The sequence below is a fragment of the Christiangramia forsetii KT0803 genome (assembly GCF_000060345.1).
In the GTDB taxonomy this organism is placed as follows: Bacteria; Bacteroidota; Bacteroidia; order Flavobacteriales; family Flavobacteriaceae; genus Christiangramia; species Christiangramia forsetii.
Genome location: NC_008571.1, coordinates 3299734 through 3313375, shown reverse-complemented (window position 1 = coordinate 3313375; position 13642 = coordinate 3299734). Strand labels below are relative to the sequence as shown.

The 13642-nt window shown below is 36.3% G+C and carries 12 protein-coding genes; 4 read left to right on the top strand and 8 right to left on the bottom strand.

What is annotated here, in order from left to right; translation table 11 throughout:
- Window positions 1-8 precede the first annotated feature (8 nt).
- Window positions 9-1388 (top strand): DUF5689 domain-containing protein, encoded by a 1380-nt coding sequence (locus tag GFO_RS14880; protein ID WP_011711006.1) that lies wholly within the window; start codon window positions 9-11, stop codon window positions 1386-1388.
- An 83-nt stretch (window positions 1389-1471) separates the two neighbouring features.
- On the opposite strand, the gene GFO_RS14875 is transcribed toward GFO_RS14880, so the two are convergent.
- Together GFO_RS14875 and mfd are read right to left on the bottom strand one after the other, a co-directional pair.
- Window positions 1472-3277 carry a hypothetical protein gene (locus GFO_RS14875; RefSeq protein WP_011711005.1) on the bottom strand — a complete coding sequence of 602 codons (1806 nt, stop codon included), beginning with the start codon at window positions 3275-3277 and terminating at the stop codon, window positions 1472-1474.
- A 226-nt stretch (window positions 3278-3503) separates the two neighbouring features.
- The gene (gene mfd / locus GFO_RS14870) at window positions 3504-6881 is read right to left on the bottom strand and encodes a transcription-repair coupling factor (protein WP_011711004.1); all 3378 of its coding nucleotides are present in this window, start codon (window positions 6879-6881) and stop codon (window positions 3504-3506) included.
- A 137-nt stretch (window positions 6882-7018) separates the two neighbouring features.
- On the opposite strand from mfd, the gene GFO_RS14865 reads away from it, so the two are divergent.
- The 3 genes from GFO_RS14865 to GFO_RS14855 are packed head-to-tail and all read left to right on the top strand — an operon-like array spanning window position 7019 to window position 9565.
- Entirely contained in the window at window positions 7019-7420 is a 402-nt protein-coding gene (locus GFO_RS14865) for a DoxX family protein (protein ID WP_011711003.1), read from the top strand.
- Window positions 7421-8203, top strand: coding sequence for an SDR family NAD(P)-dependent oxidoreductase (locus tag GFO_RS14860; protein WP_011711002.1), 783 nt, complete (start codon window positions 7421-7423; stop codon window positions 8201-8203).
- Between the two features lie 6 nt (window positions 8204-8209).
- Window positions 8210-9565, top strand: a complete 1356-nt coding sequence (locus GFO_RS14855; protein WP_011711001.1) for a dihydrolipoyl dehydrogenase family protein — start codon at window positions 8210-8212, stop codon at window positions 9563-9565.
- 27 nt (window positions 9566-9592) lie between these two features.
- On the opposite strand, the gene GFO_RS14850 is transcribed toward GFO_RS14855, so the two are convergent.
- From GFO_RS14850 to GFO_RS14825, 6 genes are all read right to left on the bottom strand, one after another.
- Window positions 9593-9874, bottom strand: a complete 282-nt coding sequence (locus GFO_RS14850; protein WP_011711000.1) for a type II toxin-antitoxin system RelE/ParE family toxin — start codon at window positions 9872-9874, stop codon at window positions 9593-9595.
- Window positions 9864-10085: a hypothetical protein gene (locus GFO_RS14845; RefSeq protein ID WP_011710999.1), complete on the bottom strand. Its 222-nt coding sequence runs from the start codon at window positions 10083-10085 to the stop codon at window positions 9864-9866. The genes GFO_RS14850 and GFO_RS14845 overlap by 11 nt, the downstream gene beginning before the upstream one ends.
- Window positions 10086-10158: 73 nt before the next feature.
- Window positions 10159-10950, bottom strand: coding sequence for a hypothetical protein (locus GFO_RS14840; RefSeq protein WP_011710998.1), 792 nt, complete (start codon window positions 10948-10950; stop codon window positions 10159-10161).
- 10 nt (window positions 10951-10960) lie between these two features.
- Window positions 10961-11596, bottom strand: coding sequence for a ligase-associated DNA damage response endonuclease PdeM (pdeM, locus tag GFO_RS14835; RefSeq protein ID WP_011710997.1), 636 nt, complete (start codon window positions 11594-11596; stop codon window positions 10961-10963).
- The gene (locus GFO_RS14830; protein ID WP_011710996.1) at window positions 11597-12751 is read right to left on the bottom strand and encodes a methionine aminotransferase; all 1155 of its coding nucleotides are present in this window, start codon (window positions 12749-12751) and stop codon (window positions 11597-11599) included.
- A 79-nt stretch (window positions 12752-12830) separates the two neighbouring features.
- Window positions 12831-13574 (bottom strand): succinate dehydrogenase/fumarate reductase iron-sulfur subunit, encoded by a 744-nt coding sequence (locus GFO_RS14825; RefSeq protein ID WP_011710995.1) that lies wholly within the window; start codon window positions 13572-13574, stop codon window positions 12831-12833.
- Between the last annotated feature and the right edge of the window lie 68 nt (window positions 13575-13642).

The following is a 13642-nucleotide window of genomic DNA, read 5'->3' as shown; positions in this document are numbered from 1 at the left end:
GATAGGAAATGAAGTATATTAAAATTTTGAGCGTATTGGCAATTTCAACAATTTTGGGTTGTATACAAACAGATGATTTTGAGTTACCAGATCTGGAGATTTCGGAAATTGAGATCGAAGGAGATATTACAAGCATTGCCGCTGTAAAAGGTAATTTTAATTTTGAGACGGAAGCTATTTATACGTTCCGGGAAACGGATACCTGGTTTGAAGCCTATGTGATTTCCAATGATGCCGGCGGGAATTTTTATAAAGAATTGATCGTTCAGGATAAACCATCAAATCCAACTTCTGGAATACACCTCCTGTTAGATCATAATTCGCTTTTTGATACCTATAATCTGGGAAGGAAGATCTATGTGAAACTAGACGGATTGAGTCTATGGTATAATAATGGAGTTTTACAACTTGGAATTCAAAATTTAGGAGATGTGGTGCCCATCCCAAATTCTTTGATCGACGATCATATTATAAGATCTGAAATTACTAAAGAAATTGAACCCTTAAATATTGAAATTTCAGATTTTAATCCCGAATTAAAGAATCTATATGTTAGCATTCAGGATGTCCAATTTGATAGAAATTTGATAAAAGAAGAGCAGGTTTTTTCTTTTGCATCAAATCCTGCAGATCAATACGACGGAGAACGACAATTAGAAAATTGCGAAACCGGTGAAACAGTTTTAATGAGTACCAGCACTTATTCAAATTTCAAATCGCTTCTTATCCCAAACGGTTCGGGTAGTATTGAAGGAATTCTGACGCGTGATTTTTATGATGAACATTACGTCATCGTTTTAAATGCTCCCGATGCCCTTGATATGAGTGGTGATAGATGTGATACAGAATATCTGGGTTGTGGTGATAGTTTTACTGATGGCTCAAAAATTTTATTTGAAGAGAATTTTGACGGAGTTACTTCTAATACCACTTTAAATTCAAGAGGCTGGACCAATATTAATGTAAGCGGTGGAGAAAAGAAGTTTACCCCAACATTATCTGCGGGAAATAGAGTTTTACGTGTTTCGGCTTACAATACCAATGAAAGTCCGTTAGAAGCCTGGCTAGTTACCCCTGCGTTGGATTTAAGTAATTCGATGAATGAGACACTAAGCTTTGATATTCTATCATCCTATGATAAAGGATTAATATTAGAAGTTTACATCACTCAGGATTTCACCGGCGATCCAAGAACCACAGAATGGATTGAATTAGATGCAAATATTCCATTGGGACCTTCCAGTTCTAATTCCAGGATATTTAAAAATTCCAAAATAAACATTTCCTGTCTTGAGGATAAAGTATGGGTAGGTTTTAGATATCTCGGCTCTACATTCGATAAGACGACCACCTATGATTTGGACAATGTTAGGGTTATAGGTGAGTAAACTTTTGAAATTGAATATTATCTGGTTGAGTAAGGGTGGTTTCTAAGAATCTGGATGCTCAAGCGAATTTCTTTTTGGAAGGCTTAATTGAACAAAATAGTTCTAGGTTTTCCCAACTGTAAATCCTGAAATCCAAAATCCTCCGTTTCAAAAGCATTTGTTTTAAAAAGGTTGAATCCCTGTCCTGGAATTTCTGGGAAAAATGAAAAAGACAATTGGAAATTATCAAATACCAAATAATTATTTCTAATAATAAAGCCTACACCAAATGACGAAAATAAATTATTACTACCAGGATTCGTGTCTTTTATGACGGCACCGGTATAATTTAGAAATGGGTTTAACCGAAATCCCAGGATTTCCCAGGGAGCATAAAACTGGGTTTGTAACTCCAGTACATATTTTTCGGTTCCCGTCAAATCACTATTAAATCCAGCGATTCGAGCACCTGTAGTTCTTCGGTAATCACTTCCATAAATGCCGTTAAATCGATTATTCTGGTCTATACTTAATCGGTCACCTATAGAATTCTTTCTATTAACTCCTATAATGAATTGTGGTTTTACAAACTGTCGCATTTTCCATCTTTCTCCAAGGTCTATGAGGTTTGTAAAATAATTAGCCTGAAAAGAGTAGGCGGTTTGTTCAGTTTTTGAGCCATTAAAATAGCTTCCTATTTCAAAATTGCTACTTATATAACCCCAGTTGAAATAATTTCCAAAAGAAGCTCTGGCGCCCAAATACAATCTACTATTCTGATTTTTACTTTGAAATCCCCCTGTTAGGGCATAAATTCTTCCTACAGGGACATCTTCCGTGATACCATCATTAAAAATAAAATTATCCTGAACGAATTGCCTCGATGAAATGCCTACAGTTCCCAGGTAGCTTGTTTCGTCAGCGAAAAAATTAATGCTATCATAAATCGCATTGGGCGATTCTTTATAATTCACATCTAAAAAACCAATGCTGGTAATAAGATTAGTGCTACGTTTTTTTTCAGAATTTCCTTTAAATAGGGGGTAGGAGTGACCAACCCAATAGTCCTGGGATATGTATTTGAAATTCTGGGCAACATATTCCTGCTTGGGATCTAAAAGTTCTTCTTCCCTGTATTGCTCATCTACATATATACCGGCAGCCCAGCGTGTGAAAGGAGAATAGAACTCTCTTTCTATAAATACACTTTTGTTGTAAAATTCATTAAAGTTGCTTTTATATCTTACTGCAGCTTTTATAAAAGTATTTTTGAAATTGGGAATTCTATATTCAGCATAATACGCATTCTTACCATCATCTAATCTATTTGCAAAACTAAAATTGACCTGGTGACCTGTACCTACTATATTATATTCTTTTAAAGTAAGTTTGTTCTCTGAAGTAGAGAATGCTCCTTGAGGATTAAGACTCCAGGAATCTAATACGGTTACCCGAACATCTACCGAATCTGATTTTTTAACGGGATGAGCGGTAATTTCAACTTCTCTTATATATTTTTGAGAACGTAGTAAACGTGCAGATTCGTCTAGTAAAAGTGTATCCAGGGTTTCATTTTCATCAAGGAGTAGAAAATTTCGAATAGCAAATTTTTTGGATTTTATATGAACTTGATTCCCGGTTTTTTCCAGCCAGCTATTTGCGGTTTCAGTAGAATCTTTAAAAGAAAAACCAAAAGGATCCTTTGTGTTGATAACAATATTTCTAATTACTTTTCCTTCCAGGTTTTTGTAGTCTCTCTTGCTCTTTTGTACTACTTTAGGTGGTTTTTTCTTATTTGACCTGAAAATTAATTTATGAAGTTTTTTGGTGAATTTTCTTTTTTCTGAGTATCGTTCAATTCTGTTATAGATAGTTGCACTATCCTTGGTTTGCTCCTTTTCCTGAGCCATTGCTTGAAAACTGAAACTTATAAAAAAGATGATTAACCAGAGGAATTTCTGATTATGTCTTTCACAGGGAACTAAGTTTTGGGGGCTTCTCAACAATTTAAATCAAACTTCTTTAAAGGATTTTCCTTTTTCTACTGAAAAGGAGCAGGGCATTTTTGATGATCCTGTAGAATTGAAAATTATTTTCTAAACTTAAGGGAAATTTATAGGAAGTCTGATACAATTTTTACACCAATTCCTCTTTTTTCTCTCTAAAGTCTAAAGGTTGCAAAACCTTCAATGCCTTTTCTACGGATGTAATCCTGTCAAAAGTTAGTAAAAGCTTTAGTCCTCCCCGGGTTTCCTTTTCTTTCATGGTGCAGTTTTGTCTATGTGTTTGCACATATTGCAGCACTTTCGTAAAGTTATTGGTTTGGTAGAACCTGGATTTTTGATCGGCGATAAAATAACCTACCATTTTGTTCTTTTTCATGATCACTCTTTCCAAACCTATTTTTGCAGCAATCCATTTTATTCTTACAGAGTTTAACAAATCAACGGCCTGTGTTGGGAGTTCTCCAAATCTATCCACCAGATCAGCTTCAAACTTCTGAAGTTCTTCTTCAGTTTTAAGTTCGTTAAGTTTGGTGTAGAGGTTGAGTCTTTCTGTGATATTATTGATATAATCATCAGGAAAGAGCAATTCAAAATCGGTATCTATCTGGGTATCTTTTACAAAGTCTTTGTGTTCTACATCTTCAGTTTCGGCATATAGATCACGGAATTCATTTTCTTTTAACTCTTCAATCGCTTCATTTAGAATTTTTTGATACGTATCAAAACCAATATCATTGATGAAGCCGCTTTGTTCCCCACCAAGCAAATCTCCTGCTCCACGAATCTCCAAATCTTTCATGGCAATATTAAATCCGCTTCCCAGTTCTGAAAATTGTTCCAGCGCGGTAATTCTTTTCCGTGCATCTTCCGTCATCGCTGAGTAAGGCGGAGTAATAAAATAACAAAATGCCTTTTTATTGCTTCTACCAACACGGCCACGCATCTGGTGAAGATCAGAAAGTCCAAAATTATTGGCGTTATTAATAAAAATAGTATTTGCTTCAGAAACATCCAATCCGCTTTCTACGATAGTCGTTGAAACCAGGACATCAAACTCCCCGTTAATAAAGCTTAACATCAGTTTTTCCAGTTTCTTACCCTCCATCTGTCCATGTCCAACGCCAATTTTAGCATCGGGAACCAGCCTCTGGATCATCCCGGCCACTTCCTTGATGTTTTCAACTCGATTGTGGATAAAGAAAACCTGTCCGCCACGTTGAATTTCATAAGAAACAGCATCCCGAATAGTTTCTTCGGAAAAACGGATCACATGGCTTTCAATTGGATACCGGTTTGGTGGGGGAGTGGTAATCGTTGAAAGATCACGTGCCGCCATCAAACTAAACTGAAGTGTTCTCGGAATTGGTGTTGCAGTAAGCGTTAGCGTATCCACATTTTCTTTGATAGTCTTTAATTTATCTTTTACAGCCACCCCAAATTTCTGTTCTTCGTCAACCACAAGTAAGCCAAGATCTTTAAATTTTACCGCTTTACTAACCAATTGATGTGTCCCGATGATAATATCCACCTTACCAGCTTCCAGATCGGCTAAAGTTTCTTTACGTTCTTTCGCAGTTCTAAAGCGGTTTAAATAATCTATCCTTACCGGAAAATCTTTTAAACGTTCAGTAAATGTTCGATGATGTTGAAATGCCAGAATAGTCGTAGGAACTAGGATCGCTACCTGCTTATTGTTATCTACTGCTTTAAATGCGGCTCTTATGGCGATTTCAGTTTTACCAAATCCAACATCCCCACATACCAGGCGATCCATTGGGCGTTCGTTTTCCATATCAGCTTTTACTGCTGCAGTAGATGAACTTTGGTCAGGAGTGTCTTCATACATAAATGAAGCCTCCAGTTCGTGTTGTAAATAGGAATCCGGGTCAAATTTGAATCCTTTTTCAAGTCTTCTTTTCGCATATAACTTAATAAGATCATAGGCAATATGCTTAACACGCGCTTTTGTTTTCTTCTTCAGATTTTTCCAGGCATTGCTTCCAAGTTTATAAATTTTTGGAGGTTTGCCGTCCTTTCCGTTGAACTTGGAAATCTTATGAAGTGAATGAATGCTTAGGTATAAGATATCCCGTTCTCCGTAGATCAGTTTTATAGCTTCCTGTTTTTTGCCTTCTACATCAATTTTCTGAAGTCCTCCAAATTTTCCAATTCCGTGGTCTATATGGGTAACATAATCTCCAACCTCAAGATTGGTAAGTTCTTTCAGGGTTATTGCCTGTTTTTTGGCGTATCCATTTTTAAGGCTGAATTTATGATAACGCTCAAATATCTGGTGATCTGTATAACAAACCGTTTTTAAATCTTCATCTACAAATCCCTGGAACATGGAAAAAACCGGAGTCTGATATTTTACTTCTTTATCCTGATCTTCAAAAATATCATGAAAACGCTTTGCCTGCTGGTCGCTTACACAGCATATGAAATTGGTATATCCCGCCTCTTGATTCTCCACAAGATTTTCAATAAGTAAATCAAATTGCTTATTAAAAGAAGGTTGGGGTTTGGTATTAAATGCAATAGTTTTCTCTGCCTTGAGAAATGCCTGAGTACTTAATTCTACTGAAGCGTACTCGCTCAATTGTTTTTTAATAAGCCCGCCATCACAAAAAAGTTCTTTAGGCTCACTATGCTTTACATCTTCTGAAAGTTCCTTAAAAGCTTCCTCTGCTTTTTTATACAGCTTGTCAGCTTGAGCTGAAAGCAGGTCAAGGTTCTTGATAAAAACGATGGTCTTTGCTGAAATATATTTTAGAAAACTCTCTCTAACTTCATCTAAATGTTTGTTTTCCACATTGGGCATTACAGAGATCTTCTTCTTTTTATCTGTGGAAAGCTGTGTTTCCACATCAAAAGTTCTGATACTGTCTATTTCATCGCCGAAAAATTCAATTCTATAGGGTTCATCATGACTAAAGGAAAACACATCTATAATTCCTCCTCGAACAGAAAACTCTCCTGGTTCAGTTACAAAATCAACTCTTTTGAACTGATATTCAAAGAGCACCTCATTTACAAAGTCTATAGAGAGTTCATCGCCAACGGCAATTTTGAGCGTACTCTTGTCCAGTTCTTTTCTGGTTACAACTTTTTCAAATAAAGCATCGGGATAAGTAACAATTAAGGCCGGTTTTTTTCTGGAGTTTATCCGGTTTAAAACTTCAGCCCTAAGCAGAACATTCGCGTTATCGGTTTCCTCAATTTGATAAGGTCTTCTATAGCTTCCGGGATAAAAAAGCACATTCTTTTCCCCAACCAGCTGTTCCAGGTCATTCAAATAATAGGCTGCTTCCTCTTTATCATTAAAGATCAAGAGGAAAGGATGGTCAGATTCCTTAAAAGCATCTGCCACTACAAAAGACAATGCAGAACCTACCAGACCTTTAAGATGAATGTTAGATTGATTTTTTTCGAAGGAGGCAATAGCGTTGCGCAGTTCCTGCTGTTGCGGGGACTGTGCAAATTTCTGGGCGATAAGACTTGTACTCATTACTGCAAATATAATTTCATCCAAATTGCCTTACAACCAGTTAATTGATTTTTAACGATTAAATATCATTCTACATATTTATAACTTCCATAACACAAGAACACTCATTCATTACTTAACTTTCACGAAAATCCATAATGAGTTACAAGCAGCTTGCTTATTTTCTGGCAAGAATTACATTAGGAATTAACTTTTTTATCCATGGACTGGTTAGAATGCCTAAACTGGCACAGTTTGCTGATGGGGTTGTAGATGGTTTTGAAAAGAGTATGCTGCCAGCAGTTCTCGTGAAGCCTATTGCCTTTGCGATCCCATTTGTAGAATTAATTTTAGGGGGAATGATCCTCCTTGGAATATTTAGTAGAAAAGCACTTACTGCAGCAGCTATTTTGATGATTATCCTAATTGTAGGTAGTGCGTTTAAGGAAGATTGGGCTGCAGTAGGGACGCAGATGTTATATGCCCTATATATTTTCTTCTTGATATTTTATCTGGAAAATGATGTGAAAGGCTTGTGGTTGAAAAAAGCAAAACAATAAATGGACTTAAAACTTAAAGGAAAAAAAGCTTTTATTTCCGGTTCTACTAAAGGAATTGGATATGCTACGGCAAAAACCTTGGCTGCGGAAGGAGCAGAGGTGATTATAAATGGCCGTTCAGAGGAATCTGTCAATAAGGCAATTGGAAACCTGAAAAAGGAAATTTCAAATGTAAATATTTCCGGAATTGCCTGTGATTTCTCGAAAGAGGAAGAGATTAAACAACTTATTAGCGAGATCGGAGAACTGGATATTCTAATAAATAATGTCGGGATTTTTGGACAAAAAGAATTTACAGAAATTCCAGATGAAGAATGGTTGGAGTTTTACAAAGTAAATGTATTAAGTGGAGTTAGGCTTTCCCGTGCTTTTTTACCGGGCATGCTAAAGAAGGATTCTGGGCGAATAATTTTTATTTCCAGTGAAAGTGCTTTTAATATTCCTGTGGAAATGATTCATTATGGAATGACCAAAACAGCACAACTGGCAGTATCCAGAGGTTTAGCAGAAACGACCAAAGGCACCAATGTCACGGTAAATAGTGTGTTGCCAGGACCTACTTTTTCTGAGGGGGTACAGGATATGGTTGATGCTTCTAATGAAGCTGAAAAAAAAGAAATAGAAAAAGAATTTTTTAACGAGGCAAGGCCTACATCTTTAATTCAACGGTTTGCAGATCCTCAGGAGATCGCGAATATGATTGCATATGTAGCCAGTCCGTTATCTTCTGCAACCAATGGAGCATCTTTGCGTGTTGATGGTGGCGTAGTTAAAACGATATAATTAAATATGGGAATTGAAGAGTTTGATGTTTTTATAATAGGAACCGGAACTGCAGGAAAAAGCGTTGCCGAAGAATGTATTGCTGAAGGTTTAAAAGTGGCTATTGCCGATAATAGGGAATTTGGTGGTACTTGTGCGAATCGTGGTTGTGACCCGAAAAAGGTCCTGGTAGGATTGACCGAGATTCTTGATAGGGCTGAAAAAATGAAAGGTCATGGAATTACTAAAATGCCTGAATTTAGCTGGAAGGATTTAATGAAATTTAAAGAAACCTTTACCAGCGCTGTTCCTGCAGCTACAGAAAAGGATATGAAAGCTTTAGGTATTAAAATGTACCATCAATCCCCGAAATTTCTAGACGAGAATACACTTTCTGTAGAAGGAAAGACGGTTAAGGCAAAAAAGATCGTGATCGCAACCGGAAATAAAGCTTTGGAATTGCCAATTCCGGGGAGAGATTTGCCAATAATAAGTGATGATTTTCTGGAACTGGAAGAACTTCCTGAAAGTATCATTTTTATAGGTGCCGGTTATATAGGGATGGAGTTTGCACATATTGCAGCCAGATGTGGAGCAAATGTTACCGTAGTAGAAGGTGAATCCAGAGCTTTAGGAAATTTTGATGAAGCTATGGTGAAACATCTTCAGAAAGCTTCTGAAGAAATTGGAATTAAATTCGTTTTTGATTCAGAAGTAACCGAGGTTGAGAAACTTCAGACGAATTACAGAGTAATTGCAAACCAAAACGGGAAACAGATCGAACTAAAGGCAAAACTTGTGTTAAATACTGCCGGAAGAGTTCCGTCTATTGATGATCTGGACCTTGAAAATGGGAATGTTGATTTTTCTAAGAAAGGAATTATCGTAAATGAACATCTACAGAGCCCAACAAATAAAAATGTATATGCCTGTGGAGATGTTTCGGACAGTGAAGGTCTCCCATTAACACCATTGTCTTCTCAGGAAGCACGAATAGTAGCCGGTAATATTCTCGACAAAGATCGTGATAAAACGGTTGATTATCCCCCGCAACCTTCTGTGGTATTTACCCTGCCAAATCTGGCTTCAGTAGGTTTAAATGAAAAAGAAGCAAAAGAAAAAGGTTATGACTTCAAAGTAGAGCAAAAACTTGTACCAAAGTGGTTTAATGCCAAAAGGATCAATGACGATTATTATGCTTATAAAACTTTGATAGATAAAGAAACCGGACTTGTTCTTGGCGCCCATTTGTTAGGACCCGATGCAGGAGAAATGATCAATATGTTTGTAATGGCAATGTGCGGTAAGCTTAATTGTGAAACTTTGAAAGGAATGATATTTTCTTACCCGAGTTGGGGAAGTGATATCAAGGCAATGGTGTAAAAAAGTTTAAAATTCTAAGTTTGAGATTTAAAGTTTGGCTTCATCTTTTATAAACCCAAAAACTTCAATTAAATTCTTCTGAATTTTTATCCGGTAAACAATTTTATAACCTTTGAAGATTAATTCCCTAATATTTTCATCTTCAAAATAAATAGATTGCCTATGGATATAAGGCATGGAAGGAATACGTTTTATGAGAGATAATATATCGTTTTTAAATTTTCTTGCTGCTTCAGGTTTATCTCTAGCAATGTATTCTAACTGAAGCGCTAATTTTAGAGAAAAACCCTCTAAAATTCTAATTTTCATATTTTTTTATCTGATCTTCTAAAAGATTATCCAAATCTTCCAGGCTCATAAATTTTGCGCTACCTTCATCGATCTTTTTAAGTTCATTTTGGAGATATTCTTGTTCTTTATCTCTTTCTATAATTAACATATCATCGGGGTTAAACTGCCTAAGTAACCAGAGCAACCGGTCATATATTCTTGAATTAACCTTTAATTCTATTGTTTTCATGGCTATGTTTTTATCAAATTTACAAAATTCCGAGTTTAAGATTCAGGAGTAGTGCGTCTGAAAATGAAAATTTCTAATTTCCAGCCAGTAATTTATACATGGGATTCGATTTTCTGTTTTTGAATCCATGATAAGCAATATTTAGAAATAAAAGAATGGCACCAGCCAGTGCTGTTTTCGCAATAAATTCTTCAGTGCCCTGATGCCTTAAATAGATGGCTATTAATGCCCATACGCCTACAGCGGCGAATTCCCGCATGTTTCTAAGGTAGATCATCAAAAGATTAATGATTACAGCCACACCTATCATAATAACGGTCCATTCAATTTCAGAAAAAACGGCACCATCCCATCCAATTTCGGTTAACCAGGCGGCCATATTGGCGATACTGGCAACAGTGATCCATCCTGAATATAAACAGATTGGCCACCAGTAAAACGCAATAACTTTAAAGGGGGCATCCCAAACCTCCATGTCGTTGTTAATGATAAGCTTTAAAAGTTTGGCTAGTACAAGGAACATTAGGACTACTGACATTCCCGTAAATTCATACAACCAGGTGACTACCCATAGTGCGGTGCCCAGGTTTGCTACAATAAACCAAATTGAGGTATTTTCGATGAATTTGGTAAACTTACCGCCTGTAAATGCTTGATAAATCATAAAACTGGAGCAAACCAGGAGACTCAGAAAAATAAGTCCCCAGATAGAAAAAGCATAATCTGCAGGAGTGAAGAGGTTAGCGCTCTTATCACTAAGCTCACCTATGGTGGTGTTATTTATTTTACCAGTTTGCGCAAAGAAATTTGTTGCGATGTTTATTATTACAGAAATAAAATTAAGAACGGCTAGTTTTTTTATCATTTTGGGGGATTTAATGCACCGGAATAACTTCCTTGCCGGTAATAGCGAAAATACGATCTCCTGCTTCAGGTTCCATGAAATAATTTCCAGTGAATTCTCCAAAAGCTGGAAGTATCATTTGATTTTTGCTTTTAAAGAAACAAGATAATTTAATTAATTGTTTTCCATTTCCTCTCATTTTAAAACCGGGATGAATATGTCCGCAAAGATTAAAATGTTCCTCAAAATCTTCCGGATGATGACTTAAATGAAAACCTGCGACCTGTATATCAGAAAAAATTTTGATTCCGAGGTCTTCATATTTTAACGGAGAAATAATATCATGATTTCCGGTAATGAGATAGACCTGGTTGTCTATACTGTTTATCCATTCTTCAAACATATTCCACTCTATATTAAGAGAACTATGAAAAAGATCTCCTAAAAATACAATGTGTTCAGGATCAAACTCTTTTCTTAACTGGTCAAGATTTAAAAAATTTTGTTTGACTGCTTTTAGCGGAACCGCGCTACCATGTTTCCTAAAATGCGAAACTTTTCCAAGATGGACATCTGCAATTAGTAGTACTTCCTGTTCTGGCCAGTACACGGCGCCAAACGGATGCAAAACAAAATCCTGTTCACGGATCTTAATGTTGAAATTCATCTATAATTTACAAAGTATTTCCGCCGCCTTCTCCAGTGTGTCGTCTGTTTTTGCAAAACAGAATCTTAACTGGCTGTTATCCTTCTCGTTAATATTAAATTTTGATACAGGAATTGAGGCTAATCCATGTTGTTTTACTAATCTCTCAGCGAAATTTACATCATTTTCATCGGTTATCCCGGAAAAATTTAAAAGCTGGTAATAGGTTCCTTTAGAAGGGGTATAACTAAATTTCGAATCTTTTATCAAATTTAGAAAAAGATCCCTTTTTGTCTGGTAAAAATTTGAAAGATCTAAATAGGTGCTGGGATCCTTCAAATAATCTACATAAGCTCTTTGCATGGGATGATTTACAGAAAAAACCGTAAGCTCATGAATTTTTCTAATTTCTTTCATTAATTTTTCAGGAGCTACGCAATATCCCGTTTTCCATCCGGTATTGTGAAAAGTCTTTCCAAAGGATGCGCAAACGATAGATCTTTCAGAGAGTCCTGGAAACTTTGAGACGCTTTGATGCTGTTCCTTATCAAAAATTAAATGCTCATAAACTTCATCACTAAGTAAGATAATATTAGTTTCTGAAAGAATCTTTTGCAGTTCCAGCATATCTTCTTGAGAAAGAATAGTTCCGGTTGGATTATGCGGAGTATTAATAATGATCATTCTGGTTTTAGAATTAACCGTCGATCTTACTTCGTCCCAGTCTAGCTTATAATTTTCGCCTTTTAATTGAATCTGAACTGGTTTACCGCCATTTATTTTTATCGTAGGCTCATAAGTGTCGTAAGCCGGTTTTAAAACAATGACTTCGTCTCCTTTATTAACAAAGGCTGTTATAGCACAATATAAAGCTTCAGTAGCTCCGGAAGTAATTGTTATTTCTGAATCTGGATTATACTCTTTTCCATAAAGAGATTTGATCTTTTTTGAAATCTCTTCCCTTAAGACTTTAATTCCTGAATCTGGAGGGTATTGATTGTATCCCTCATTCATGGCTTTGGTGACAAGATCTTTTAATTTCTGATCGGTTTCAAAATTTGGAAATCCCTGGGATAAATTAATGGCATTATAATCATTGGCCATTTTACTCATTATTGAAAAAATACTGGTCTTGGTACCAGGTAATTTGGAATTGAATTTAGGAAGTCCCGACATCTTGCAATTTTTAAATAAAATGCATAAAAAAACCCGGACTACAAAGTCCGGGCTCCTCTATATTTATTTTAAAAGCGATTTACTTAACGCTGGCTTTCAAATATTCTCTATTCATTCTCGCGATATTCTCTAAAGAAATTCCTTTAGGACATTCAATTTCACAAGCTCCGGTATTGGTACAATTACCAAAACCTTCTTTATCCATCTGCTCTACCATTTGTAGTACTCTACGGTCTGCTTCAACTTCTCCCTGCGGAAGTAAGGCAAACTGACTCACTTTAGCCGAGGTAAATAGCATGGCGCTGGCATTTTTACATGCAGCAACACAAGCTCCACAACCAATACAGGTAGCGGCGTAGAAAGACATATCAGCACTTTCTTTATCTACAGGGATAGAGTTTGCATCCTGGGTATTTCCTGAAGTATTAACAGAAATATATCCACCGGCTTGCTGAATTCTGTCAAATGAGCTGCGGTCTACCACCAAATCCTTAATTACCGGAAATGCCTTTGCTCTGAATGGTTCAATAACGATCGTATCGCCGTCTTTGAAACTTCTCATGTGTAACTGGCAGGTAGTAACCCCGCGATCTGGTCCATGAGGCTCACCGTTGATCTGTAGATTACAAGATCCGCAAATTCCCTCACGACAATCGTGATCAAAAGCGACAGGTTCGTCTCCTTTGTCAATAAGCTGTTCGTTAAGAACATCCATCATTTCAAGAAAAGACATATCAGTAGAAATATCTGAAACCTGGTAGGTTTGCATTTTTCCTTTTGTATCGGCGTTTTTCTGACGCCATATTTTTAATGTAAGGTTCATACTTTAAGTATTGAGTAATTAGAAATGAGATTTTAGAATTATCGGGACGAATGTCTCAATTCTCAAAT

What these genes read in the sequence shown, in the direction of transcription:
- GFO_RS14875 (WP_011711005.1), bottom strand. Translation starts at nt 3,277, where the DNA reads ATGGCTCAGGAAAAGGAGCAAACCAAGGATAGTGCAACTATCTATAAC.
- pdeM (WP_011710997.1), bottom strand. Translation starts at nt 11,596, where the DNA reads ATGAATTTCAACATTAAGATCCGTGAACAGGATTTTGTTTTGCATCCG.
- GFO_RS14865 (WP_011711003.1), top strand. Translation starts at nt 7,019, where the DNA reads ATGAGTTACAAGCAGCTTGCTTATTTTCTGGCAAGAATTACATTAGGA.
- GFO_RS14860 (WP_011711002.1), top strand. Translation starts at nt 7,421, where the DNA reads ATGGACTTAAAACTTAAAGGAAAAAAAGCTTTTATTTCCGGTTCTACT.
- GFO_RS14880 (WP_011711006.1), top strand. Translation starts at nt 9, where the DNA reads ATGAAGTATATTAAAATTTTGAGCGTATTGGCAATTTCAACAATTTTG.
- GFO_RS14845 (WP_011710999.1), bottom strand. Translation starts at nt 10,085, where the DNA reads ATGAAAACAATAGAATTAAAGGTTAATTCAAGAATATATGACCGGTTG.
- GFO_RS14855 (WP_011711001.1), top strand. Translation starts at nt 8,210, where the DNA reads ATGGGAATTGAAGAGTTTGATGTTTTTATAATAGGAACCGGAACTGCA.
- GFO_RS14830 (WP_011710996.1), bottom strand. Translation starts at nt 12,751, where the DNA reads ATGTCGGGACTTCCTAAATTCAATTCCAAATTACCTGGTACCAAGACC.
- GFO_RS14850 (WP_011711000.1), bottom strand. Translation starts at nt 9,874, where the DNA reads ATGAAAATTAGAATTTTAGAGGGTTTTTCTCTAAAATTAGCGCTTCAG.
- GFO_RS14840 (WP_011710998.1), bottom strand. Translation starts at nt 10,950, where the DNA reads ATGATAAAAAAACTAGCCGTTCTTAATTTTATTTCTGTAATAATAAAC.
- mfd (WP_011711004.1), bottom strand. Translation starts at nt 6,881, where the DNA reads ATGAGTACAAGTCTTATCGCCCAGAAATTTGCACAGTCCCCGCAACAG.
- GFO_RS14825 (WP_011710995.1), bottom strand. Translation starts at nt 13,574, where the DNA reads ATGAACCTTACATTAAAAATATGGCGTCAGAAAAACGCCGATACAAAA.